At 66.3% G+C, this 25,544-nt stretch carries 22 protein-coding genes; 11 read left to right on the top strand and 11 right to left on the bottom strand.

The window, feature by feature from the left end; all coding sequences use genetic code 11:
- Positions 1–83 precede the first annotated feature (83 nt).
- The 5 genes from AC5592_RS08875 to AC5592_RS08855 are packed head-to-tail and all read left to right on the top strand — an operon-like array spanning position 84 to position 3,547.
- On the top strand, positions 84–404 hold the full coding sequence (locus tag AC5592_RS08875) for a type VII secretion target (RefSeq protein ID WP_036498448.1): 321 nt from the start codon (positions 84–86) through the stop codon (positions 402–404).
- Entirely contained in the window at positions 401–1,543 is a 1,143-nt protein-coding gene (locus AC5592_RS08870) for an NlpC/P60 family protein (protein WP_063063918.1), read from the top strand. The genes AC5592_RS08875 and AC5592_RS08870 overlap by 4 nt, the downstream gene beginning before the upstream one ends.
- Positions 1,540–1,887 carry a hypothetical protein gene (locus tag AC5592_RS08865; RefSeq protein WP_036498400.1) on the top strand — a complete coding sequence of 116 codons (348 nt, stop codon included), beginning with the start codon at positions 1,540–1,542 and terminating at the stop codon, positions 1,885–1,887. The genes AC5592_RS08870 and AC5592_RS08865 overlap by 4 nt, the downstream gene beginning before the upstream one ends.
- A gap of 31 nt (positions 1,888–1,918) precedes the next feature.
- Positions 1,919–2,251 carry a YbaB/EbfC family nucleoid-associated protein gene (locus AC5592_RS08860; RefSeq protein ID WP_030513580.1) on the top strand — a complete coding sequence of 111 codons (333 nt, stop codon included), beginning with the start codon at positions 1,919–1,921 and terminating at the stop codon, positions 2,249–2,251.
- A gap of 33 nt (positions 2,252–2,284) precedes the next feature.
- On the top strand, positions 2,285–3,547 hold the full coding sequence (locus AC5592_RS08855; protein WP_036498399.1) for a SatS C-terminal domain-containing protein: 1,263 nt from the start codon (positions 2,285–2,287) through the stop codon (positions 3,545–3,547).
- A gap of 21 nt (positions 3,548–3,568) precedes the next feature.
- Here the strand turns inward: AC5592_RS08855 and AC5592_RS08850 are convergent, their stop codons facing one another.
- From AC5592_RS08850 to AC5592_RS08830, 5 genes are all read right to left on the bottom strand, one after another.
- Complete coding sequence (locus tag AC5592_RS08850; protein ID WP_036498398.1) at positions 3,569–4,663, bottom strand: adenosine deaminase; 1,095 nt, start codon at positions 4,661–4,663, stop codon at positions 3,569–3,571.
- A 110-nt stretch (positions 4,664–4,773) separates the two neighbouring features.
- Positions 4,774–5,277: a DMT family transporter gene (locus AC5592_RS08845; RefSeq protein ID WP_051024342.1), complete on the bottom strand. Its 504-nt coding sequence runs from the start codon at positions 5,275–5,277 to the stop codon at positions 4,774–4,776.
- On the bottom strand, positions 5,274–5,798 hold the full coding sequence (locus AC5592_RS08840; RefSeq protein WP_157163351.1) for a DMT family transporter: 525 nt from the start codon (positions 5,796–5,798) through the stop codon (positions 5,274–5,276). Before AC5592_RS08840 ends, AC5592_RS08845 begins: the two co-directional genes overlap by 4 nt.
- 147 nt (positions 5,799–5,945) lie before the next feature.
- Positions 5,946–7,232: a thymidine phosphorylase gene (locus tag AC5592_RS08835; RefSeq protein ID WP_063063917.1), complete on the bottom strand. Its 1,287-nt coding sequence runs from the start codon at positions 7,230–7,232 to the stop codon at positions 5,946–5,948.
- A 44-nt stretch (positions 7,233–7,276) separates the two neighbouring features.
- The gene (locus AC5592_RS08830; protein WP_063063916.1) at positions 7,277–7,678 is read right to left on the bottom strand and encodes a cytidine deaminase; all 402 of its coding nucleotides are present in this window, start codon (positions 7,676–7,678) and stop codon (positions 7,277–7,279) included.
- 329 nt (positions 7,679–8,007) lie between these two features.
- On the opposite strand from AC5592_RS08830, the gene sdhC reads away from it, so the two are divergent.
- The 5 genes from sdhC to AC5592_RS08805 all read left to right on the top strand — a co-directional run bounded on the left by sdhC (position 8,008) and on the right by AC5592_RS08805 (position 12,454).
- Positions 8,008–8,409 (top strand): succinate dehydrogenase, cytochrome b556 subunit, encoded by a 402-nt coding sequence (gene sdhC / locus AC5592_RS08825; RefSeq protein ID WP_051024341.1) that lies wholly within the window; start codon positions 8,008–8,010, stop codon positions 8,407–8,409.
- Position 8,410: 1 nt separating this feature from the next.
- A complete protein-coding gene (locus AC5592_RS08820) occupies positions 8,411–8,842 on the top strand; it encodes a succinate dehydrogenase hydrophobic membrane anchor subunit (RefSeq protein WP_030513572.1) in 432 nt (143 codons plus the stop codon).
- A gap of 13 nt (positions 8,843–8,855) precedes the next feature.
- On the top strand, positions 8,856–10,670 hold the full coding sequence (gene sdhA, locus AC5592_RS08815; protein ID WP_051024340.1) for a succinate dehydrogenase flavoprotein subunit: 1,815 nt from the start codon (positions 8,856–8,858) through the stop codon (positions 10,668–10,670).
- Positions 10,670–11,446: a succinate dehydrogenase iron-sulfur subunit gene (locus tag AC5592_RS08810; RefSeq protein ID WP_036498394.1), complete on the top strand. Its 777-nt coding sequence runs from the start codon at positions 10,670–10,672 to the stop codon at positions 11,444–11,446. The genes sdhA and AC5592_RS08810 overlap by 1 nt, the downstream gene beginning before the upstream one ends.
- Positions 11,447–11,569: 123 nt before the next feature.
- Positions 11,570–12,454: a phenylalanine 4-monooxygenase gene (locus tag AC5592_RS08805; RefSeq protein ID WP_063063915.1), complete on the top strand. Its 885-nt coding sequence runs from the start codon at positions 11,570–11,572 to the stop codon at positions 12,452–12,454.
- 13 nt (positions 12,455–12,467) lie between these two features.
- Here AC5592_RS08805 and AC5592_RS08800 read toward each other — a convergent pair whose 3' ends face one another.
- Positions 12,468–13,058, bottom strand: a complete 591-nt coding sequence (locus tag AC5592_RS08800; RefSeq protein ID WP_442789560.1) for an acyl-CoA-like ligand-binding transcription factor — start codon at positions 13,056–13,058, stop codon at positions 12,468–12,470.
- 49 nt (positions 13,059–13,107) lie between these two features.
- Positions 13,108–14,568 (bottom strand): MFS transporter, encoded by a 1,461-nt coding sequence (locus AC5592_RS08795; protein WP_063063969.1) that lies wholly within the window; start codon positions 14,566–14,568, stop codon positions 13,108–13,110.
- Positions 14,569–14,869: 301 nt separating this feature from the next.
- Here AC5592_RS08795 and AC5592_RS08790 point away from each other — a divergent pair, with 301 nt between their 5' ends.
- Positions 14,870–16,183: a D-alanyl-D-alanine carboxypeptidase family protein gene (locus AC5592_RS08790; RefSeq protein ID WP_063063913.1), complete on the top strand. Its 1,314-nt coding sequence runs from the start codon at positions 14,870–14,872 to the stop codon at positions 16,181–16,183.
- 101 nt (positions 16,184–16,284) lie between these two features.
- Here AC5592_RS08790 and AC5592_RS08785 read toward each other — a convergent pair whose 3' ends face one another.
- From AC5592_RS08785 to AC5592_RS08770, 4 genes are all read right to left on the bottom strand, one after another.
- Positions 16,285–16,680: a hypothetical protein gene (locus AC5592_RS08785; RefSeq protein WP_063063912.1), complete on the bottom strand. Its 396-nt coding sequence runs from the start codon at positions 16,678–16,680 to the stop codon at positions 16,285–16,287.
- 93 nt (positions 16,681–16,773) lie between these two features.
- Positions 16,774–17,166 (bottom strand): hypothetical protein, encoded by a 393-nt coding sequence (locus AC5592_RS08780; RefSeq protein ID WP_157121693.1) that lies wholly within the window; start codon positions 17,164–17,166, stop codon positions 16,774–16,776.
- Positions 17,167–17,168: 2 nt separating this feature from the next.
- Positions 17,169–25,205, bottom strand: coding sequence for a toxin glutamine deamidase domain-containing protein (locus AC5592_RS08775; protein WP_157121691.1), 8,037 nt, complete (start codon positions 25,203–25,205; stop codon positions 17,169–17,171).
- An 11-nt stretch (positions 25,206–25,216) separates the two neighbouring features.
- Positions 25,217–25,543 (bottom strand): WXG100 family type VII secretion target, encoded by a 327-nt coding sequence (locus AC5592_RS08770; RefSeq protein ID WP_063063906.1) that lies wholly within the window; start codon positions 25,541–25,543, stop codon positions 25,217–25,219.
- Position 25,544: the final 1 nt, after the last annotated feature.

Below are 25,544 nucleotides of genomic sequence, written 5' to 3'. Positions count from 1 at the left end.
AGTGGGAACCGTTGCGCAGGAGCATGCGTCGAACTACTCGGATGACGTAATCTGCCACCAGACCAGCACGATGGGGGATGTTGATGCACAAGATCTCGGTCGACACCGAGGGCGTCGCCGCCTACGGTGCCACAGCCGCGGGACTGGCCGGTGAAATGGGTGTTGCCGCGGCGGGCGCCGCCGGGGCCGACCCGCTCCTGCTCGGCCCGATCTTCGGACTGGTGGGGGGCGATTTCGTCGCTGCCTATGCCGCTGCCCATGCCGGGCATGTCGCCGGGATCGGCGAATTGTCCGCGGTGATGGGCAGTGTGGGGGCCGCCGCGACGGGCGCCGCCGCCACCTACTCCGAAACCGACGCCGCCCACGCCGCCGCACTGCGCGCCGCGGAAGGCCCGATCGGATGACGGGCGTCATCGATCTCGACGCACTCGCCCAACCACTCATCGATCTGCTCACCAGCTTCGGTTCCGGTGTGCTGCCGGCCGGCGGCCCGGCCGACGCGCTGCGCCAGGTGTCCACCCACCTCGACGGAATCCACCAGGCCGGCAGCGCGAGCATCAATCAGATGACCAACGCCTGGAACGGCGGTGGTGGCGACGCCGCGATGGACAAGGCGCTCAAGGTGCAGACCTCGGCAGCCACGATGTCGGATCGCGGCAACGATATGGCCGACGTGGTCAGCCAGGCCGCCGCCACGGTGCAGACGGGGCAGAAGGAACTCGACGGAATCGTCCAGTCGTTCGTGCAGTCGGTGACGGCGCTGGGGCCCGCGCTGACGACTCCTCCGGGATTGATCACCGTGGTCAACTCCGCGATCGACCATTTCGGCCAGGCCCTGAGTGTGGTCGGCCGGGTGCGGTCGGACCTCGACACGCACACCACCTCGATGACCGAACTGACTCCGCCCCCGCCGACGCCGTCCATGTCGGGTACTCCGGTGGCCGCGGCCTCGGTCGCCGCGCCCGCGCTGAGCACCGGCGCGCAGACGGCCAGTTCACTGCTCGGCGGGCTGGTGTCGAGCGGCGGTTCGATGATGAGCAGCATGACCAGCCCGGCCTCGGCGGCGACGCAGTCGCGATCGAGCTCGGGTGCGACGAAAACCCCCGGAGCTCAGCAGTCCGGTGCCGACAAGCCCGGCCGCCACGGCGGCGTCATGATCACCCTGCCCGACGGCAGCCAGGTCGAGGCGCCCAATCAGAAGGCCGCCACCGCGGTCAAGGCGGCGATCAGCGCCTGCGGCACGCCGTACGTCTGGGGCGGTAATACCCCCGGGGCCGGGCTCGACTGCAGCGGCCTGACCAAGTGGGCCTACGGCGAGGCCGGCGTCGACCTGCCCCGCCTCGCCTGCGATCAGAGCGCCGGCGCGACCCCGGTGAGCCCGGGCGATGTCATGCCGGGCGATCTGGCCATCTGGGACGGTCACGTCGCGATGGTCGTCGGTAACGGACAGATGGTCGAGGCCGGTGATCCGGTGCAGATCGACTCGATTCGAACGGAGAACATGGGAATGGCGTTCCACGGGTTCTACAGGCCGACGTCATGAGCCAGCCGCAGCAGCAGATCCCGAGCGTCACGGTCGCCGCCAGCACCAATCGCGCCGGCACCATCAGCGTGCGGGCCACCGATCAGGGCATTCCGGTGGAGATCAAATTCGAGCGCAGCGAATACCGTTACGGCGCACAGGCTTTGGCCGCAGAGATCCTGCGGCTGACCAAGCGGTCGGCGATCGTCGCCAAGGCCCGCCGGCGCGAACTGCTCGCCGAATCCGGCATGCCCACCGAGATCCTGGACAAACTGGGCCTGCCCACCCGCCAGGAAGCCGTCGACGAACTCGATCGCATGGACGACGAGGACACCGGACCCACCAGCTGGATGAGGCCCGTATGAGCGTCAGCGCGTATGCCGGAAAGGACGCATTGTGAGCGCGGAAATGGATGCCCTCGTCGCCGCGGCGACGAATAAACTCGAGGCCCTCGAGGCCGCGCTCTACAACCTCAAGAACGTGCGCGGTCGTTTCACCGCCGAGGACGGTTCGGTGAGCGTCGAGGTCGACAGCGACGGCGCCCTGGTGGGCCTGGATCTGTCCGAGGCCGTCACCTCGCATTCTCCGGCCGAGGTGGGCCAGTTGATCATCTGGGCGTGCCAGCAAGCTGCGCAGAATGCGGGAGAGCAGCGCTCCGAGGTGGTCGCCACCCTGAATTCCGCCTTCACCGCACCCGAATCGGGAAACGTTGGGGGGCGGGCCGAATAGTGCCGAAGGCAACGGCTCGATAGGCTTCCGTTCATGGCTTCTGGAGACATCGTCCCGATCGAGCTCGGTCTCACCGACGGCGATCTGGTCACCCTGTGGGCACCGCGCTGGCGAGACGGTGACGACGAGTGGGAGGCATTCCTCGGTCACGAGGACGAGCTCTACGGATTCGACTCCCCCGCGGAGCTCGCCGCGTTCATCCGGACCAACGACGACAACGATCTCGTGGACCATCCGTCCTGGAAGGTCGTCGTCGGTTTGTCCGCCGCCGAGCTGGAGCCCCAGGAGGAGCACGTCTTCGATCTGGTCGGCGTCCCGGAGCTCGCGGCCGGTGAACCCGACCCGGAGACCATCGCCGAACTGGAAGAGACCCTCGAGATGGTCCGCACCATCGGCGAGGTGTGCGAACTCGAGGTGGTCACCAAGTTCTTCGGCTCGCACCCCGTCCTCGGCGCACTGCCGGCGGGGGTGACCGCGTTCGTGGGCCGCGACGGCGAACAGCTGTGGGATCAGGTCGGCAACGCGATCGCCAAGGACTGGGACCAGGTCGTCGACGCCATCGATTCGGTGGTGGCCTCACCCGAGGTCGATGCCGAAGCGCTGGCCGTGGCCGAGGCGGAACTACTGGCCGCCGAGGAGAACGTCGTCGATGCCGAGGACGTCGCCGACACCGACGACGACGACATCGAACCGGTCGACCTCGACGAGGACGAGGACACCGACGAGGAAGACGACGAGGACGAAGAGGAGACCTTCTGGCACGAGGTCGGCATCGACCCGGTCAAGATCGTCACCTCCGAGGGCGAATTCTTCACCCTGCGTTGCTATCTGGACGACGAGCCGGTGTTCCTCGGCAGCAACGGCACCATCACCGTCTTCCCCTCCGAACGCGCACTGGCCCGCTACCTGGCCGACGATCACGACCACGATCTGGCGCGGGTCAGCACCTACGGTGAGGTCCGCACGGCGGCGGTCGACGGATCGCTCGAGGTCGAGGTCACCGAGGAGAACGTCTACGTGCTGCCGGGGCTGGCCGACGATCTGGGGCAGGGCCCCAAGTCGGTCGACATCGATCAGCTCGATCTGGCGGTCGAATTGTTCACCGACGCAGCCGATTACGTCGGCGACGACTCGGTCGAGCAGGCGCTGGCGAAGTCGACGCCGCTGGGCTGGTACGTCTCCTATCTGCTGGAGCCGGACCCGACCCGGCTGGCGCCGAGTCCGCCGTTCACCGCCGAGGCCGAGAGCTGGCGGGCCCTGGAACAGGCCTTCGAGAACCGGCTGGAGAAGGGCTAGCCGGCTCCCGAGGCGCGGTCGTCATCCGATCAGCACGGCGTAACCGGGCTTGATCACCTCGTCGATGATGCGCAGCCGGTCCGGGAACGGGATGAACGCCGACTTCATGGCGTTGATGGTGAACCGTTCCAGATCGCTCCAGCCGTAGCCGAAGGTTTCCACCAGCTTCAGCATCTCGCGGCTCATGTCGGTATCGCTCATGAGCCGGTTGTCGGTGTTGACCGTGACCCGGAACCGCAACCGGGCCAGCAGGTCGAACGGATGCTTGTCCAGTGCCGGCACCGCGCCGGTCTGCACATTCGACGAGGGGCACAGCTCGAGCGGAATCCGCTTGTCGCGCACGTAATTGGCCACCAGCCCGAGGGTGGGTTCGGCGCCGTCGCTGTCGAAGATGTCGTCGGTGATCCGCACCCCGTGCCCGAGCCGATCGCAGCCGCAGAACGCCAGCGCCTCGTGGATCGACGGCAGTCCGAACGCCTCCCCGGCGTGAATGGTGAACTGCGCGCAATTGGCCCGCATGTATTCGAAGGCGTCCAGATGCCGCGAGGGCGGATACCCCGCCTCGGCGCCGGCGATGTCGAATCCGCCGACGCCGCGGTCCCGGAAGCGCACCGTCAGTTCGGCGATCTCACGGGAGCGGGCGGCGTGCCGCATGGCGGTGAGCAGGCAGGTCACCCGGATCGGAGTGCCGGCTTCGGCGGCCAGCCGTTCCCCCTCGTGGAACCCGGCCAGCGTGTGCTCGACGACCTCGTCGAGGGTGAGGTCGCGTTCGAGATGCTGTTCGGGCGCGAAGCGGACCTCGGCGTACACCACGCCGTCGGCGGCCAGATCCAGCGCGCATTCGCGGGCCACTCGCCGCAGCCCCTCCGGCGTCTGCATCACCGCCACCGTGTGGGCGAAGGTCTCGAGGTAGCGCTCGAGCGATCCGCTGTCGGCCGCTTCGCGGAACCAGTGCGCCAGCGCCTCCGCATCGGTGGCGGGTAGCTGGTCGTATCCGCAATCCTCGGCCAGTTCGAGCACGGTCGCGGGACGCAGGCCACCGTCGAGATGGTCATGCAGCACGGCCTTGGGGGCCTGGCGGATCGAGGCGAGAGTCAAAGGCATCGGTCCAGTCATGTAACGACGCTATCCGCATTCGCGGGCCCGCGCAGGCAACTTGCCCCGGTGTGCATCTACCCGCCGGGCTGTCGTTGCCCGATGGTCGCCCGCGCGTAGCCGGACCCGGCTCAGTACTTCGCCATCAGATAGGCGCCCACGACGATCAGCGCACAGCCCGCCAGTCGTTGCGCGCTGACCGGCCGGCGCGGGAACCCCATGACGCCGAAGTGGTCCATGACCACGGCGAGCAGCATCTGACCGGCGATGATCAGGGCATTGAACGTGCTGACTCCGACGCTGGAGGCCACGGTGATCATCGCGAAGATGGCGGCGCCGCCGGTGAGCCCGCCGAAGGGAGCCCACCGTGGCATCGCCTTCAGATCCGCCCGGGACGGCCACGGCTGACGCGGTGAAATCGCCAGTGTCACAGCGAATATCGCGCCGACACCGGCGAGCGCCACCGCGTAGGAGATCACGCCGCACAGAAAGACGTTGTGCAGGGCGAGTTTCAGTGAGTTCTGGCATCCGGCCTCGACCGAGCGCAGGGCGCCGCCGACGAGCATCAGGACGAAGACGAGAATCATCGCCCCGCGGCCGAGGGTCGCAGGCCGGACTGCGGTGCGGGCGGTCATCGCACCGCCTCCCCCGCCGGCACGAATTCGGGTTGCCGGGGCTCGGCCTCACGGGAATCGCCGGCCATGAGATAGACGGCGACGGCGATCAGCGCGGCTGCCAGCAGGCGGGGCGGGGTCGCGTGCCGTTCGGCGAACCCCATCGCACCCACGTCGTCCATCACCAGCGCGACCAGCATTTCGGCCACGATGACGACGGCGTTGAAGGTGGCGACACCGACATATTTGGCCACGGTGATCATGCCGAGCACCGCGACACCGCCGATCAGCCCACCGAACGGCGCCCACCAGGGCATTCGTTCCACGTCGGCCCATGTCGGCCACGGCGAGTGCGAGACCACGGTCGAGATCACGAGGAAGACGGAAAATCCGGCCAGCGCGACGGCGTAGGACACCACCGCGCACAGCCACATGTTCTTCAGATGGAATTTCTGCGTGTTCTGGCAGCCGACCTCGACGGACCGTAATCCGCCGGCGGCCAGGATGAACACGAAGATGAGTCCGAGAGCGACAGCACCCACGAGCACACGTCCTTCGCTAGGCAATCGAATGCCGTCCGCACGCAGGCGGTGCTACCAGCCGGATTCTGCGGTCGTGCGAGCACAGAATAGCAACCCAGACGACGTGCCGTTAGTTATTGGCACAATAGACAGGTCATCGATACCGGCTCAGAGCCCGATCCGGCCGAGGATCAGCGGATGCGCGACCGGCGCGACCGGCCCGATGTCGAATCCCGCCCGCAGTGCCGCGATCGCCGCGGGAACGGCCGCTTCGGAATCGGTGTGCAGCGTGAACAGCGGCTTCCCGGCTGTCACCGAATCACCCGGCTTGCAATGCATTTCGATGCCCGCGCCGAACTGGACGGGATCGCCCTGACGCGCGCGTCCAGCGCCGAGCCGCCAGGCGGCGAGGCCGACCGCCATCGCATCCAGCCGGGTGAGGACGCCCGACTCCTGCGCCACCAGGGTTTCGGTGTGCAGCGCCCGCGGCAGTGGCGCATCGGGATCGCCGCCCTGGGCCCCGATCATCGCCCGCCAGCGATCCATCGCACGGCCGTCGGCCAGTGCGTCGGCGGGGTCGACATCGTGAATTCCTGCCTGCGCCACCATTTCTCGCGCCAGGGCGACCGTCAGTTCGACGACATCCGCCGGGCCGCCCCCGGCCAGCACCTCCACCGCTTCGGCGACCTCGAGCGCATTGCCCGCCGTATTCCCCAGCGGAGTGTCCATCGCCGTCAGCAATGCGACGGTCCGCACTCCGGCGTCGGTCCCCAATTCGACCATGGCCGTGGCCAATTCGGTGGCGTCGCGGAAGTTCTTCATGAACGCGCCGCTGCCGACCTTCACGTCCAGGACGAGCGCGCCGGTCCCCTCGGCGATCTTCTTGCTCATGATCGAACTGGCGATGAGCGGAACCGATTCCACCGTGCCGGTCACATCGCGCAGCGCGTACAAGCGCTTGTCGGCCGGCGCCAGATCGGCCCCGGCCGCGCAGATCACCGCGCCGATCTCCGGATCGGTGAGGATCGAGCGCATCCGCGCGGGGTCCAGATCTGCACGCCAGCCCGGAATCGACTCCAGTTTGTCCAGAGTTCCGCCGGTGTGGCCCAGGCCGCGGCCCGACAACTGCGGGACCGCCGCCCCGCAGGCGGCCACGAGCGGCGCCAGCGGCAGGGTGATCTTGTCGCCGACCCCGCCCGTGGAGTGTTTGTCGACGGTCGGCCGGGGCAGGTCCGTGAAATCCATCCGCCGGCCGGAGGCGATCATCGCGGCGGTCCACCGGTCGAGTTCGCGGCGGGTCATGCCGCGCAGCACGATCGCCATCGCCAGGGCCGACATCTGTTCGTCGGCGACCTCGCCACGGGTGAACGCGTCGACCACCCAGTCGATCTGCTCGTCATCGAGTTCCGCACCGTCGCGCTTGGCCGCGATCACCGACACCGCCGCATGGGTCATGGCGAAAAGCCTTCCAGATCCCGTTCGGGGTGCGGAAATTCACATCATGTCCGGCCGGCGGCCAGATCGTCCGGCCCGAAGGCGTCCGGCAGCAACCTCGCCAGCGGAACCGGGCCGTCGCGATGGTCGACCAGCAGTTCCGGCCCGCCGTGCTCGTAGAGCACCTGCCGGCACCGTCCGCAGGGCATCAGGATTTCCCCGTGCGAATCACAGACCGCGATCGCCAGCAAACGGCCGCCGCCGACAGAACAAAAGTTACCGATGAGTACAGTTTCGGCGCAGACGCCGAGCCCGTATGAGACATTTTCCACATTGCAACCGCTCACAATGGAACCGCCGGCCGTGAGAGCGGCGGCGCCGACCGGAAAGCCGGAGTACGGTGCATACGCATTACGCATTACTCGAAATGCGTTGTGACGCAGGGAATCCCAATCAATTTCCGGCATATCGGACCTCCGCTCGAATGGTAGATATGACAGCGTAGAAATGGCATCGTGACGCTGTCGAACATTCAGGCAAGGCAAACCTAACTCCCCGCTCGGAGGGTCAACGCACGGCACGCCGAATTAGTTCCGCGAATCGCCGGGGATTAGAGTTCTCCACAGATCGGTCCAGGTTTGGCAACGCACCGCCGGCCACCGCCTCCGGATGTCAGCGCCCGAGATGAGCTGGTGTTTCTCCAGATTCACATGCTCGGCGTATGCCGAAGCTGCGACCGGATCCGACTGCCGGCTCGCCGGCGTGTCCATCAACGACGTTGGAGGCACCGCACTCTATGACGACCACACTGGAAGCTCCGGCCCAGCCGAAGCGGAAGACCCTGTACCGCGGCGACCCGGGTATGTGGTCCTGGGCGATGCACCGGATCACCGGTGTCACGATCTTCTTCTTCCTGTTCGTCCACGTACTCGACACCGCTCTGGTGCGGGTCAGCCCGGACACCTACGACCGGGCCATCGAGACCTACAAGAACCCGGTCGTGGCCCTCATGGAGATGGGCCTGGTCGTCTGCGTGCTGTTCCACGCGCTCAACGGCGTCCGCGTCATCCTGGTGGACTTCTGGTCCAAGGGCCCCAAGTACCAGCGCCTGATGCTGTGGATCGTGCTCACCATCTGGGTTCTGGTCTCCGCCGCCGGCGTCGGCCGCCAGTTCTTCTACCTGCTGACGGAGCACTGATATGACCGCACCTGTTCTCGGCAAGTCCTACGACCGGCCCGCCAGCCTCGACTCGCCGCGCACCCCGCGCCGTTCCTCCGGCAACAACTTCGAGAAGTACGCGTGGCTGTTCATGCGCTTCTCCGGCCTGCTGCTGATCGTGCTGGTGCTGGGCCACATGACGATCATGCTGATGCTCGACGGCGGCGTGAAGCGGCTGAACTTCGGCTTCGTGGCCGGCCGCTGGGCCAGCCCGTTCTGGCAGTGCTGGGATCTGGCCATGCTGTGGCTGGCGCAGCTGCACGGTGGCAACGGCCTGCGCACGGTCATCGACGACTACTCCCGCAAGGACTCCACCCGCTTCTGGCTGAAGACCCTGCTGGCCGTCGCCATGATCCTGATCATGGGCGTGGGCACCTACGTCATCTTCACCTTCGACCCCAACATCAGTTAGGAACGCCTCCGCGATGAGTGAGCGCAGCGAACGAATTCCAGTCGTCGGTGAATCTCGTTCTGTCCAGGAACACCGCTACGACGTGGTCATCGTCGGTGCCGGTGGCGCGGGGATGCGCGCGGCGATCGAGGCCGGCCCCCGGGCCCGCACCGCCGTGCTGACCAAGCTGTACCCGACCCGCAGCCACACCGGCGCGGCTCAGGGCGGTATGTGCGCCGCGCTGGCCAACGTCGAAGAAGACAACTGGGAATGGCACACCTTCGACACCGTCAAGGGTGGTGACTACCTGGTCGACCAGGACGCCGCGGAGATCATGGCCAAGGAGGCCATCGACGCGGTGCTGGACCTGGAGAAGATGGGCCTGCCGTTCAACCGGACGCCCGAGGGCAAGATCGACCAGCGTCGCTTCGGCGGTCACACCCGCGACCACGGCAAGGCGCCCGTGCGCCGCGCCTGCTATGCCGCCGACCGCACCGGCCACATGATCCTGCAGACGCTCTACCAGAACTGCGTCAAGCACGACGTGGAGTTCTACAACGAGTTCTACGTGCTCGACCTGGTGATGACCGAGACCGACCGCGGTTCGGTCGCCACCGGCGTGGTCGCCTACGAGCTGGCCACCGGTGAGATCCACGTCTTCCACGCCAAGGCGATCATCTTCGCCACCGGCGGTTCCGGCCGGATGTACAAGACCACCTCCAACGCGCACACGCTGACCGGCGACGGTATGGCGATCGTGTTCCGCAAGGGACTGCCGCTGGAGGACATGGAGTTCCACCAGTTCCATCCGACGGGCCTGGCCGGCCTGGGCATCCTGATCTCCGAGGCCGTCCGCGGTGAGGGCGGCATCCTGCGCAACGCCTCCGGTGAGCGCTTCATGGAGCGCTACGCCCCCACCATCAAGGACCTCGCGCCCCGCGACATCGTGGCCCGGTCGATGGTCAAGGAGGTCCTCGAGGGACGCGGTGGCGGCCCGAACAAGGACTACGTCTTCATCGACGTGACCCACCTCGGTGAGGACGTGCTCGAGGAGAAGCTGCCCGACATCACCGAGTTCTCCCGCACCTACCTGGGTGTGGACCCGGTGAAGGAGCCGGTGCCGGTCATGCCGACCTGTCACTACGTGATGGGCGGTATCCCGACTCGCATCCGCGGTGAGGTGCTGCGCAACAACACCGACGTGGTCCCCGGCCTGTACGCCGCCGGCGAGTGCGCCTGCGTGTCGGTGCACGGCTCGAACCGCCTGGGCACCAACTCGCTGCTGGACATCAACGTGTTCGGCCGCCGCTCGGGTATCGCCGCCGCCGAGTACGCCGCCCGCACCGAATTCGTCGAGCTGCCGGAGAACCCGGCGCAGATGGTGCAGGACTGGCTGGCGCTGCTGCTGAGCGACCACGGCAACGAGCGGGTCGCCGACATCCGGACCGACCTGCAGGTCACCATGGACGCCAACGCCGCGGTGTTCCGCACCGAGGAGACCCTCAAGACGGCGCTGACCGACATCCACGCGCTCAAGGAGCGCTACCAGCACATCACCGTGCAGGACAAGGGCAAGCGCTACAACAGCGACCTGCTCGAGGCCGTCGAACTCGGCTTCCTGCTGGAGCTGGCCGAGGTCACCGTCGTGGGCGCGCTCAACCGCAAGGAATCGCGCGGCGGCCACGCCCGCGAGGACTACCCCGACCGCGACGACGTCAACTTCATGCGCCACACCATGGCGTACAAGCAGGTCGAGCCCGGTAAGCCGGCGGAGCTGATCGCCGACATCCAGCTCGACTTCAAGCCGGTCGTGCAGACCCGTTACGAGCCGATGGAGCGTAAGTACTGATGACTGCTGTAGCCGAAGCCCCGGCCGGGCAGAAGCCGGCCCCCGTGCCCGACGGGTCGACCATGGTGACGGTCAAGGTCGCCCGGTTCAACCCGGAGGACGACAAGGGCGCGCACTGGGATTCGTTCCAGGTGCCGGTCCTGCCGACCGACCGCTTCCTGAACGTGCTCATCTACATCAAGTCCTACCTGGACGGCACGCTCACCTTCCGGCGCTCCTGCGCGCACGGTGTGTGCGGTTCGGACGCCATGCGCATCAACGGTGTGAACCGGCTGGCGTGCAAGGTGCTGATGCGCGACATGCTGCCCAAGAACGGCAAGGAGCTCACCGTCACCGTCGAGCCGATCCGCGGCCTGCCCGTGGAGAAGGACCTCGTGGTGAACATGGAGCCGTTCTTCGACGCGTTCCGCGCGGTGAAGCCGTACCTGATCACCTCGGGTAACGCGCCGACCCGCGAGCGCATCCAGTCCCAGACCGACCGGCACCGCTTCGATGACACCACCAAGTGCATCCTGTGTGCCTGCTGCACCACCTCCTGCCCCGTGTACTGGAGCGACGGCAGCTACTTCGGTCCGGCCGCGATCGTGAACGCCCACCGCTTCATCTTCGACAGCCGCGACGAGGGCGCCCGCGAGCGTCTCGACATCCTCAACGACGTCGAAGGCGTCTGGCGCTGCCGCACCACCTTCAACTGCACCGACGCCTGCCCCCGCGGCATCGAGGTCACCAAGGCCATCCAGGAGGTCAAGCGCGCCCTCCTGTTCGCCCGGCCGTGAGGTAGCAGCCGAACCGAAGCCGCCCGCATCACCCGATGCGGGCGGCTTTTCGTTTCCTAGGCAATTTGCTCAGTTTGCTGGGGGTTTGTTGTCGGATCGGGGTCGGGGTGCTTGCCTGGAGGCATGTTCACCGAAGCTCAGTTGTATTCGCCGGTTACCACGGGTAGCGACGGCGATGTCACGGTGCATTTGAGTGCCGAGCATCCGGGTGTGCACGATCCGGAGTATCGGGCGCGGCGCAACGCTATCGCCGCGCTGGCCTTGGCGCATCGGGCGGGCGAGGCGCTGCCGCGCATCGACTACACCGAGGAGGAGCAGCGGGTGTGGCGCATCGTGTCGGCGGAGTTGACGCGCAAACATCGGACCTACGCGTCGGCAGAGGTGCTCGACGGCGCGCGGCGGCTGGCCCTGCCCACCGATCACATTCCGCAGTTGGACGAGGTGACCGCGAAATTGGTGCCGCTCACCGGTTTTCGGTATGTACCGGCGGCAGGACTGGTGCCGTTGCGGGAATTCTTCGGCTCGTTCGCCGATCGAGTTTTCCACTCCACCCAGTACATTCGCCATCATTCCGCACCGCTGTACACGCCGGAGCCCGATTCGATTCACGAAATCATCGGGCACGCAAATCAATTGGCGTCGCCGCGGTTCGCCGCCATCTATGCCGAAGTGGGCGCCGCGGTGGCCCGGCTGGAGACCGAGGCGGCGCTGAAATTCCTGGCCGACGTGTTCTGGTTCTCCATGGAATTCGGCGTGGTGCGCGAGAAGGGTGAAGTGCGTTGCTACGGTGCGGGTCTGCTGTCCTCGTTCGGTGAGATCGAAGAGTTCCGGCACGCCCGGCTGCGTCCGCTGAACATTCACGACATGGGCACCGCCACCTACGACATCACGCACTATCAGCCGATTCTGTATTGCGCGGAGTCGATTTCCGAGATCGAGGACGTGATCGGCGGATTCTTCGCCACCATGACCGACGACAGCGCGGCCGCCGAACTGGCCACGTCCTGAGCACGGGCTGCCGTCAGTCGCCGGATTCCGCGGGGGGCGCCGGTGCCAGCGGCATGCCCGCCTCCATGAATTCCACGATCCGGTCGATCTTGTCCAGATCGAGCCCCTCCCGGCCGAACGCGGTCATCATCGCCCCGATCATCGCCCCGGAGAAGGCGCGGACCTCGAAGTCGCCCGGTTCGCGGCCGACTCGGCGGGCGAGCAGCGCGGAGACCAGATCCACGTTGCGCTCGGTCTCCTGCATGATCACGCTGCGCAGCTCGGGCTCGTTGTAGATCAGCCTCATCCGGTCCTGTTCGAACTGCCAGTCCTGCGGGTCCAGATTGTCGAAGGTGTCGCGCATCGCCTGGCGGAAGGCGGCCAGCGGCGACAGCTCCGGCGGCTGGGATTCGAGCGCGTCGATCATGATCGGATCGACGTCGTCGGCCAGCACCACCTGTTCCTTGGACGGGAAATAGCGGAAGAACGTGCTCGGAGAGATATCGGCGGCCTCGGCGATCTGCTCGATCGTGGTCGCCGAATACCCCTGTCGCTGAAACAGTTTCATCGCTTCGGCGCGGATGGTGCGGCGGGTGCGCTGCTTCTTGCGTTCGCGCAGACCCATCCGGGGCGATGCGGTCGCCCCGGAATGGGCCCGCGCGGGTGCCTTCGACTCAGCCGACATGCACCGATTCTCCCGCATCGGCGCGCGTGTGCGGGTCCGGCTCCCCGCTTCGGGTCCGGATCGCGGCGAGCAGCGCCGCCACCGAGCACACCCCCGCACACAGCCACAGCATCGCGCCCATCCCGGAGACGAAGGCCGACTGCACGTGGGCGAGCATGTCACCGTTGCCGGTGGCCCGGGCCACCGCGACGCCCGCGTTCACGCCGTCCGATATCGGCTCGTGGTTGTAGGACCCCAGGTCGGAGCGGTACTGCGTGGCGAGGACGGTGCCCAGCACCGCGACGCCGATGGTGCCGCCGGCCTGGCGCAGCGCCTGCAACAGCGCCGATCCCGAGCCGGCGCGCTCGGCGCCGAGCTGCCCCATCGCCATGCCCATCGCGGCCGGCATGACCAGGCCCATCGCGAAGCCCAGGATCGTGGTCCATGCGGCGGTATAGCCGTAGCCGCTGCTCACCTGGGTCATGGCGCCCATGGCGAGACCGGCGCCGAGGATCAGGAAGCCGCCGCTGAGCACGATGCGCGCGCCGAGTTTCGGCAGCAGTTTGTCGACCGCGCGCGTGCCGACCACCAGCCCGCCGATCAGCGGCAGCAACCGCAGCCCGCTGCCGAGCGAATCGACGCCGAGCACCGCCTGGAAGTACTGCGGCACCGTGAAGAACATGCCGAACATCGCGAAGTTCACGAAGACGGAATACGCGGTGCCCCAACGGAAGCCACGGTTGGTGAACAGTACGATATCGACCAGCGGATGCGCGATCCGCCGTTGCCACCACACGAAGCCGGCCAGCAGTGCCGCACCGGCGGCCACCGCCGCCCAGGCCGCGCCGTCGCCCCACCCCTGTTCGCCGAAGCGGATGAATCCGTAGGTGAATCCCAGCATGCCGGCGGCCGAGAGCAGCACACCCGGTAGATCGATGCGGAAGGCCGAATCGCTGCGGGTCTCCGGGACCAGGAGCGCCACCGCGATCAGCCCGACCACGACCAAGGGAACGTTGATCAAGAAGACCGATCCCCACCAGAAATGGTTCAGCAGCCAGCCGCCCACGATCGGGCCGAGCGGCAGACCCAGGGCCGTGGAGCTGACCCAGATCGTCAGCGCGCGTTGGCGTTCGGCCTGCGCCGGGAACAGGCTGGGCAGCACCGACATCGACAGCGGCATCATCGCGGCCGCCGCGATGCCCAATACCGCGCGGGCGGCGATCAACATCCCCGCCGAGGTCGCCAGCGCACACCACAGCGACGCCCCGCCGAAGACGACCAGCGCCGCCAGCAGGAACTTCTTGCGGCCGTAGCGGTCGCCGAGCGCACCCGCCGGCAGCATCACGGCGGCCAGCGCGAGCGTGTAGGCGGTGGTGAACCATTGCAGCGCAGCGGTATTCGCGTGCAGGTCGATGGCCATGGTGGGCAGCGCGACGACCAGCACGGTGGTGTCGAGCCCGATGGTGAGCATCGCGAGCGCGAGCGCACCGAGGGCGAGCCAGCGCGCCCGCCCGGCGCCCGGCGCATCGGCAGTGTGCGCTTCGCGGTTCGTGGCCGACGGCCTGCCGGGTTCCGGGCTGCCGGTCGCGTTCTCTCGCGCCGCGGTCTCGGCGAGTGCGGGCGATTCCGATGATCTCCGCAAGTTCATGACATTTCCATTCAGTTGGGTGTGTCTATATTTTGATAGTAACTCTCATTTCATAGTCTCTGTCAATACTCTGGCCGCGGGTGTTCGCGGCACCATCGCGCCACGCCGCATAAGCTGCATATCGATGAACACCCGCATGTCCCGCACCGCCCGCTTCCGCCGATCCCGCGCGCTGGCGGGCGCCGTACTGACTGCCGGGCTGCTGGGCGCCACCACGGTCACCGGGCTCGGTGTGGCAGCCGCGGCCCCCGCGCCGCCCCCTACGCCGTTCACCACGCCGAATACGGATTCGTGCCCGAACAAGACGGCTCCGCCGCCGCCGATCGACACCTCGGAGGTGCCGGCGCCCGGCAGTACGACGCCGTCGCCGCTACCGGTGCCATCGGATCCGATCGGCGGCGACAAACTCGGGCGCTGCGGAGTGGTGGTTCCGGCGGGAGCACCACCGCTGCCCGCCGACATCTCGGCGACCGCGTGGCTGGTGGCCGACCTCGACACCGGCAAGGTGCTGGGCGCCAAGGATCCGCACGGCCGCTACCGGCCCGCGTCGACGATCAAGACGCTGCTGGCCGCCGTCGCACTCCCCGCACTGGACCCGAACCAGGTCGTGATCGGCACGCAGGACGACGCGAATGCCGACGGCACCCGCGTCGGCATCGGTCCCGGTGGCCGCTACACCAACGACCAGCTGTTCCACGCGCTGCTGATGTGTTCCGGCAACGACGCCGCCCACGCCATCGCCACCCAGCTGGGCGGCGACGAGGCCACCGTCGCGAAGATGAACGCGATGGCGAAACAGTTGCGGGCCATGGACACTCGGGCCGCCACCCCCTCCGGCCTGGACGGCCCCGGGATGAGCACCTCGGCCTACGATCTGGCGACGATCTTCCGCCACGACATGCAGAACCCCACCTTCGCCTCGATCATCCACACCGAGCAGTACGACTTCCCGGGCTATCCCGCGAACCCCGCGATCCCCGACGACAAGGACCACCCCGGCTTCCCGATCGCCAACGACAACCACCTGCTCTACGACTACGACGGTGACCTGGGCGGCAAAACCGGCTACACCGACGACGCGCGACAAACCTTCGTGACCGCCGCCGAACGGGGCGGCCACCGCTTGGTCGTCACCCTGCTCAAGGCCGACGTCCTGCCCATCCGCCCACCGGAGCAGGCCGCCCGCCTCCTGGACTACGCCTTCGCCCTCCCCGCCGGCGCGACCATCGGCTCCCTCCCCGACCGCAACACCGGCGAGGACTCGAACACCAACGTCGCCCTGGCCTCCCCACCCGCCCACGACACCCCGACCGCCGCCGCGCCGACAACAACCCACGGCAACTCGAACCTGCGGACGATCGGCATCATCGGCGCGTTGGGCTTGGCGATCGCGCTGGGTTTGTTCGGGTGGTCACGGATGGGACGGTCGCGGCGGTAGGTCGCCCGGGAAATTGCGGCCGCCGCCGGGCTCGCGTTCTTCCGACGGTCAGATGAGCAAACGAACCCCGTTGAACCTTGTGGGTTCGAACTTCGCCGCGGTCACGCGCCTACCGGTTCGTATTCGAAAGAAGGCGGATAACCGGCGGCCCGGCGTGCCGCGTCGACTTCCCACATGTCGAAAGCTCGCCGACACAGAGACAGAACGCGATCCCTCGCTACCGAATCAAGTTTCCGGCCAGACTGTTTCGCCTCATCGTAAACAGCGTCGATTTCGCGATAGATATCGAAAATCGGGCCATATCCTCGCAGATAGCAACTACGCGCATCCTCGGTCTCGCGTATGAACTCCTCTTCTGAAAGCTCCACGAAACCCATACCCGAGCCGGCCTTCAGCACCTTGTCGATATCCTCCGGCGTAGCCGGCCCGAACAAGCCCGTACGCAAACATAGCTTCTGCCCCGATACAACCCCGCCGGGCGATTCGATAAGGCGCATCGTCCGGTTGCAGAAGCGAAAGTGGACCCACCGAGGTTCATCATCGCTCCCATCCCGGCTTGATCGACACCTCTCGTCCATATGCTGCCCAGTTCAGTCGGATTCGCTGGACCGGCGCTGTTGTGCCTCTTTCGCCTCTTTTACATATAGATCGTCATTCCAGGAGACGTCTTCGCGCTCGGGCGGATCACCCTTCCACGAAAAGAACCACTCGATCCAGTCTTCACTGGGCAACTCACTGGCCGCAGAGCCGTCTACCGCAAGACGGCGCGAAAAGTCCTCTGCCGTGGACCGGTCAACCGGTTCGTACCGATCCCAATTTCGGTGATCGGAGGTGAATTCGCGAACGCGTGCCGGATCGTATTGCCATGATTGGATAGCTTGATTCCACACAAGCGCGTCGTTCGATCTGTCAGTAGTAACGAACATCGTGAAGGGACGCGTCGTGCCGTAATCCCCCTCGCATACAGCTTTGTAATAAAGCATGCCTATTCCTTCCCGGGATAGAACGCATCCCCCGTCAGAGCTCGCACATCGAGGCCGAATTGGTCGACCACCCAGGTTAATGAGCGCCCGTTCTCGTTAAGCCATATCAAGTAGGTTTGCCATTCATCTGGGTTCTTCCTAAGCCACTTGGCGAACCCGGTGTCAACAGGAGAAGGTGTGCCATCCTGGCGGGCTGGTAGATTCTGACCTAGACCGAGATTGCTGTTGATTTGAAGCGTATTCAAAAATGCGTGTACGCGACGCTCGATCGGCTCGTCCAAACGCCGAAACACCTCGTAGTATTCGTGGGTCAGTTTATTCGCCCGCCAACTGGCATCGGTCGGAAACTGCAACTCGAACAGCCGCCCCTCAGGGGTCCTGACTGTCGTATTCATCCCGTAGTAGCGATTTCCCTCGCGCCAGAAATTCTTTATGTCGACCATCTCGTAACCATGCTCCTTCAATCGTTCGATTGTAGCCTCGAACGACTCGAGGTAGCGCTCCTCCGGCAACCGAACGGAGAAACGGACAACATCGTTGACCCGGTCGAGAAAGCCCGTGACACTCTCCTCGGGCATTCGCTCGGTAAAGTACTTCCGCCCAAGCGATTCCGGCGATTTGACTCGGTGGTCTTCGCCACGCATCTCCGGTGGATCCGACCGCAGACCGAGGCTATCGGTCACTTCGGTGAGGATGCCTTGCAAATCATCCAGCACTCGGTCGGCAGTAGGTTGTGCATCGCGAACCGCCGTTGCGATCTCATTCACTTCGTCCGCGGACAGCTCCACGTCGACTGCCCTGGCGGGTTTCGCCGCGTAGACCGGTGCCTCATCCGAGCCGCCGAGCTCGCCGGGCAATAGACTGCGCTGCTCCGCTGCCCTGAAGAGGGCAATTTCGCCCCACGTCTCGGCTACCTGGCCGCGGCGGTATCGAACGACTCCTTCGTCGCCACCGACTCGCAGTCGGCCATCCGGCAGTTCGCGAATATCGACACCGAGCGCATTACGCGCACGACGATCGGAGTCCCACTCGTGCGGCCAGTCAGCCAATCGGTCAGTGGGAGCGTGCAACGCCGTCGGTACGTGGTCGAGCCCTGCCATGCGCGCGGCGGTTACGCGGCGATTATCGAGGCTGGCGATACGTCCGTCGGCCCACGTCACTGCATGCACGGGGCCACCGCGCCACCCACCTGCGGCCATCGCATCCGCCAAATCGGGAATCGACAATCCATCCGAGGTCGCACGGCTGACACTGCGTTGGGTGAATCGCACCTGTTCGGGTGGCACCATCGCCGTTACCTGCAGTGCCTGTTGGATGCGGGTTCGCTCCTCGATCGGCAGATCCGCGAGGTCACCCATTCCAAGATCTTCAACTGTGGCAGCACGGAATTCGTCTGCACGCGGGGTGTAGTCGCCGTCGGCGCCGAACAGTTCCTCCAGGCGGGGTCCTTCGGGCAGCCTCGGAGCCTGCTCGGTCATTCCGTCGCCCGCGTGTGGTGTTTCGTGGTCGCCCGCACGCGGATCGGCCGATGGCGCCTGCCCGTCGTTCTCTCCTAGATCTCCCAGGTCCCCTCGCTCGGCCAGATCCCGTCCTGACTGCTCCGCATCTCCGCCCACGCTATGACGTTGCCCGCCATCGGCGCCGGCGGCTGGTACCGGAAGGTGGTCTTGTCGATCGTCAGTTGGTACTCGGCGTTCTCCTGCGGGGGATCGGTCAGGGACTGGATCTGGACGTCGTACTGGATCGTGTTCGGATCCTCCTGGATGCGCCTGATGCTCAGCCGCCATTGGCGTGGGTAGATCTGATACGCCGTCGGCGGGCGGCCGGTCTGCTTCGCCTCCCGGAAGTCGTCCGCGATCATCATGCCGCTCCAACTCGGGTACTCGAATACCGTCCCGTTGTCCGCGTCGATCACCAGATTGGTCATGCCCACGTTCTGGCCCGTATCGATCTCCTGTTGGGTTGGGATCGACTGAACCAGCCAACCGATCTCGAACGGGTACAGGCGAAATCTGCGCTCGGGGTTGAAGATGCGGGCCAGGTACTCCTCCACCTGTTCCTGGGTGCGGTACTCCGCCATGTGTTCCTCCTCGCGGATCCGGGATGGGCGTAAACCACAAACGCAGCGAACCGCCCACCATATGTTCCGGCGGGTGTGCCGACATCGTCCCGGCCTGCGGATCCCACCACACTGGTCCAGTCGCGTCGCGCGGGTAGACGATGACGGTGGCGTGGGTGCCACCCCGGGTAGGCGATCCGTCGCGCTCGTAAAGAAGCTCGCCGGTCATCAGGTCCCGAGCGTGCCATTCGTTGACTACCAGCGCCGAGGACCCGGGCCCCATCTGTCGGATCATGTCGTGCAGAGCCACGAACTGTTCAGGCAGCGGGCGACCGTCTTGGAACTGATGCAGGCTGTCACCGATCCAGTTCGCCGCTCGCTCCACGCCGTGGATCTCACCACTGCTTCTGTCGATCGTGTTGTCGGGCAGCACATCCGGCCACCTTGGCGCTGACACCTCCGGCCGTCCGTGGAATGAAGCCAACGCCGACAAGGAACAGTCCAGACAGTTGTTGCCACGCCCTTGAACCCGAGGACCCCCGTCGTTGATCAGACGGCCGTAAGCGTTGGTACGCGGATCTGCACCTACCTGGAACCGATCACCGTCGCGGAGAGCATCCTCCACCATGGCCTGATACTCGGCGCGCTCCACCGACCGTAGGTTTCCGGTTCCGTAGTTGCGGTGTTGCGCCGGGCTTTCCACTGCCGAATCGGTATTCGCATGAGCGATCGCGTTGCTCAACTCGCGCACACTGCCCGTCCCGAGGCCGAGATGTGATTCCGGTGAAAGCCCGAGTTGCTGGTGCAGCTGCCGCGCGATCGCCTCGGGCGGGGTTCCCGGATGCCAGCTGCCAGGCGAATCACTCACGTGCATATGGATGTTCGCCGCGTTGGGGTCGGCTGTATGAACAAGATCCACAAGCACGCGATCACCGGAGAGCAACCTCCAGCCAGTATTGAAAGCGCGGTCGGTCGCGAATTGGGCGTTCTCCCACAGGCGTTGAACGTCGTGAGGCGAGATGTGACCGTCGTGCGTGACGTTGACCCCAAGTCTCACGACAGCTACCGGGCCACCCGGGGCATTCGGATAGCGCCGGACGTCGAAGGCAGGCCGTGGACTGTCGCGGTCGGTACGGACCGGGATGACCCGATCGCCCTCCGGACGTTGGTTCCGATAGAACTCACGCTCGCGACGCGCGTGCTGGGCACGCTGCACCTCCGGGGACAGCGGCCGCGGCTGCGGGTGCCCCCCTTCACTTCGCGGGCCGTGCGGACTACTGGAATTGTCTCGCGGCGCCGGCACTGGGCGTTGCCGCGGATCGTGCGGCGGCGCGTGATTCGGCGCGGCCTCGCCCGACCGAGGAGCAGATCGTGGAGGCTCATGATTCGGAACCGAGCGAGTCGGAGGCCGATCCATCGGGTGATGCGGCGGCGTCGGATTCGTATTCCCATGGTCGGTGGCCCCGCGCATATCCGGCCTGCGCTGCACGGGCGACGGAGCTTCCGGGTGGGGATGCACAGGTCCTGGTGCCGGCCGAGGATGTTCCACAGGACGAGGTGGCGTGCTGTTGACCCATGGTGGGGTCGGACTCGATCCACGACCGTAGTCGTGGTCGGGCGGGTTCGACTCCGGTGCCCGATTATCCGGTAGCGGAGCGGGAGTGCGCGGGTCGGGCTGCCTCGGCGCATGCACGGGTTGGTGCGGTCCCGGCCCCTCGTGCAGCGGTGCGCGCGTTGCCGATTCGCCGGTGTGTGGCGCGCGGAAGTGCTCCGGCGGACGGTTGGACAAGGGAGCTCGGTCAGGATTCGGGCCGACGGAATGTGGCTCCTGTCGAGGTGTCGGCGCGTCGCGACGAGGCTCGTGTGGCGGTATCGGCGAATCGGATTCGGGTGCACGCGACGACAACCACGGCTCGGACGGCCGGTCGCGTGCGCGCACTGGTTCGGTCGGATTGTGTTGCGATGCAAGGCGTTCGCGACCAGAAAGTTCATGGCTCGCCGCGAAGCGCGGATTCTCGAGGTGCGCAAACCGCGGGTTGTAGATGGGTTCGCCAACCTTGACCGATACCGGATCGCCGCTCGCATCAACGATGATCTCGCGCGGCCACACACGGAAGATGGCATCACCGGAGATACCCCCGGGCGCGAGGATTTCCGCTTCCGTGTGCCCGCCGGCATGCAGGGGGCTGACCGCCGTGGCGTCATGGAATGTGGCATCCACATCGATGCCGCCCGGGTGGTACAGCTCGTGCATGTAGCGCATCTGCCGGAAGGTGCCGTCCGGCAGCCGCTCCAGTTGTCCCAGATCTGCGAGCCGGTCCAGGTCGTCAGCTGCAATGTGCCGTTCCCGCGCGACAGTTCGCTCAGGACTTTCGGACAGTGATACGAACCCGTCGGCCTGCCCGCCACCGGTGTGTCCGACGTGAGAGCCGATGTTGAGGTTGCTCGGGTCGCGAGACGAAAAGCCGGGTCCGAATATCTCAGGCCCTCGCGAGTCCATTCGAAACAGCGCGTTTTTCGCGTCGAGGTACTCATCCCCTGCAGCCAGGTCACGCCACATCGGGCGCAATCCGTCATCCCGAGTGCTTACGAACATGCGACTGACATCGACCCGATCTACGGCGCTGTCGAGTGCTCCATCAGGCATCGACCTGGTCAGGTGCTTCGGCAGCTCGTCGTCGGGGCAGCCCGGGCGGAAAACGTCAGGTTCGAGATTCGCGTATCTGCGCAGTGCAAGAGGGTTCTGCAGTTTGTGGACGATCGCCTCGGTCAGATACTCGGCGGTGAGTTCATCTGGTGTCTGCAGTACCGGCCGTTCGGCCTGACGTTTATAGACTTCGTATTGACCAATTTTCAGGCTGCCGTCGTGGATACCACGGACGACCTCCTCGAAGGTCATACCTTTCTTTTCGGCGTATCTCGCGACGAGTTGTTCTTCTCCGGCCGTCAAATCGAGCGGACCACGACCGGGCTCCCATGGGTTGTGTGCGCCGCCACGTCCACGCGCATCTTCCGCGCTCGGAGGATGCCTCTGCCGCTCACCCTCCGGATGTCCTGCAACCGATGGTGAATCACTGACTCGACCAGGCGGCGCAGGCTCCGTCGACCGGTCGCTCAGGCCTGAATCCCGCCCCCGCCCGGCCAGTTCGGGTCGCTGCCCTTCCGCGCCAGAATGCGTCCGGCTACTTTCATCACCAGCGGGTCGTTCGTTCCGTCCGCCGCTTTGACGGCCGGGCCGGTCTTCTCGATCACCAGCTCGCGGTTCAGCTCCGTCTCGCTGCTCCCGAACCGGTAGGTCACTTCGGTCTCGGTTTCCGCCGTCTTCCGGTAGATCACGTACAGGGCCATCTTTTTCTCCCCAGTTCTGGTAGTTCTCGCCGGTGCGCTCGGGGATGTCGCTTTCCCAGTCGGCTTTGGTGTTGGCGTGAGCGTGCGCCTCGCGGTAGCTGGCATCCGGGTGTTCACGGAGGTAATTCGATTCCGCCAGTTCGTGTTCCAGCAGCTTGATGTCGGCGGGTAGCGGCTCGCCGCGAGACAGACGCATCCATGCCTCGGCGATATCAGGGTCGGCATCGAAGCGACGGTTCTCGTGGCCGACGACGTTACCGTTGTCGTCGAACACACTCAGCTTGTGTTCCTCTTCGAACAGGTGCTGCTTCACCTGGCCGATTTCGTGTTCGGTGAAGCCAACCGAACCATCCTCGCGCGGCACCTGTGCAAGATTCTCGACCATGTCGTGCACGTCGCTGCGCGAAGAGCGGATGGTGTCGTAGGCCTCGCCGGCCCACTTGTCCTGTGCCGCGACATCGAGGGGGTTGCGCGGGCGGATAGCGCCGCCGCTCTGCGACTGCTCCAGACCGGCGTTGTCACCATCGGAACTGTGTCGATGATCCGTCGGGCGACCGGGTTCCTCGTGCGCGGCGGTGTGGTGATCCGACCCGCGGTCGCGAGCGGGAGTCGGTACACCGACCGGCACCGCTTGTGCTTGCTGCGCACCATCGGCGCGGGCGCCCGTCGGGGTATCGACGCCCTCCGGTCGCCCGGCCGGCTGATCGAGCCGACGGTTTCCGTTCGAGACATCCTGTCGCGGAGCATCTCCGGGCACACGATCGCCGCGCGGAGAATCCGGATGTGCACTGCCCGGCTCCGGAAAACGAGAATCGGCGGGCCTGCCTGGCTCGTGCGGCGCCGACGCGTCGTTTCGATGAGCGGGATCCCCAGTGTGCTGTAGGTCTTTTGGATTCCGCGCGCCCGACGGGTGAGCTGAGCGAGGCGGTGTGTGGGGATTGTCCGGACGCCCTGGCGTGCCCGACGGCCGCTCGGTGCCAACCGGCGGACGATGCGACGAGTCGGGAACCGGTCGGACGGCGGCATCCGGCCGAGGCGGCGCATCGGAATGGCCTGGTCGAGTGGGCGTGGCCTCTGGGCGCGGTGTGGCGCCGGCGGTCGGGGGTTCGGTTGTCCGGTGCACCGGCGCATCGGTGATCGGGGGGCGCGAAGATTCCGGAACCCGCTGCGGTGCATTGCGATCCGGAGCAGGAGTTTGTGCATCCGGTCGCGCTGCGACGTCCGGCGCCGGGCGCGCTGCGGGCATCTGCCGATCCCCCAGCGCGGCGTTCGGAGCCTGCGGTTGCGATGGTGGGGCGGAACGATCGGGCGACGGCGTCGCCGCCTGTGCGGGTGCCGGCTGATTCGTCGATCCAGGCTCGGGAGTCTGCGGCCCGGCGTTCGACCGCGCTTCGGTCGGAGGCTTGGCATCACCGGCCTGGCTCGCGCCGTTCGAGTCGGGTTGAGCCGCAACGGATGTCTCGTGCCCGGCCGCGACAGTGGCCGCATGATCGGTACCGTTTCCCTGGTGCGCGGAGGGAGGGGCATCTGCCTGCATGGCCCCCGGATCCGGATGGGTGCCGGATGGATGCGTGCCGTCGGCCGCGGACGGAGTCCCCACCTCCGAGGGTGAAGGCCGCGGAGGCGGATCGGCGCTCGCCGAATGCTCCGAACCGCCCGCGGCAGGCTTCTCGGGCGGCGAATCGGCATGGGGACCGGTCGTAGCATCACCGTGCGGCGTGTTGTGTGGCCCCGGCTTACTGGCCAGGCCGCCCCCGGCGCCCTCCAGCAAAGTGCTGGAGTCGATCGAATGATCGGGGTTGGTCGCGAGCTGAGCCGCTGCGTTGCCGACGACGTTGGCCGGCACCTCCGCCACATTCTTGCCGACCAATCCGGCGACCAGCCCGGGTTCGGCCCCGCCGGCGAGCCGCCCGGCGAGATTGCCGCCGATGCCTTCGCTCATCGGCCCGGCCACACCTCCGGCGACGGCCCCGGCTCCCGTTGCCCGGAAGAAGCCGGCCAGATCGAACCCGTCCTGGCGGTGGCCCGCCGCCAGCTGAATGCCTTGTGCCGCAGCATCGGTGCCCGCACCTATACCGGCGCCGATCACCGCCTGCGTAGCTACCTTGGCGCCCACGCGCATTGCGAGCCGCCGGGCGACGAAGGCCGCGCCCTTGGTGGTGATCTCGGTCAGCAGCTTCTCCACCGCCGCACGAATCGTCACCTTGACGGCAGCGGCGGCCGCCACCTCGCCTACCTGCCCGGCGCCGGGAACCCACGACCACGCGGTCATCGCGACCATGACCATCGCCGAGATATAGATGGTCAGCTTGGTGTGTTCGATGTCGGTGGCACCGTGCTCGAGCTGCTCGGCGAAGGACTCACACGTATTGATGAGGCGTTGCAGGTCGCTGCCGTCACCACCGGAGATATCCGCCCAGTAGCTCGCCATCGCCTGGTGGGCTTTACCGTCGATCGCATCGAGAGCGTCGACCATCGACTGATCGGCCGGCTTCTGCAGCTCCTTCAGCGCATTCGCCATATCCGACCAGTGCGTTGCCGCTCGTCGCATGGCGTCTTCGTCACCATCGGGCCAGTGACCGAAGAGGAAATCCGACAGGTACGGAATTTGCGGCGGCCGCCACAATGTCACGACAACCCCCGTTATGCCTTCCCGATCCCGTCCGCATTGGCGCGATCCTGGTCTTGGACGATGCCGGCCGTACCGGTGATCTTGTCGCCGGTCGACTTCAGTTTGGCTGCGAGCGCGCTCAGTTCGTCGAGCGTCTGCTTGACACTGCCATCGCCTTCCTGCGGATAGTTCTTTTCGAACTCCGTGCCCGGGCGGTCCCCGCCCCAGCAGCGCCCCTCGGCATCGAGACCTTGTCGCAGCTTCTCCAAGGCGGTTTCGACCTCCTCCCCCAACTGTTCGAACTGGGGCGAGATCGCGCGCAACCGCTCGGGGTCGGCAAAGAAGTCAACCACGCCCACG

The sequence above is a fragment of the Nocardia violaceofusca NBRC 14427 genome (assembly GCF_963869435.1).
GTDB classification, from domain to species: Bacteria; Actinomycetota; Actinomycetes; order Mycobacteriales; family Mycobacteriaceae; genus Nocardia; species Nocardia aobensis.
The sequence above is the reverse complement of the archived record's forward strand: the minus strand, read 5'-3'. Positions and strand labels throughout refer to the sequence as shown.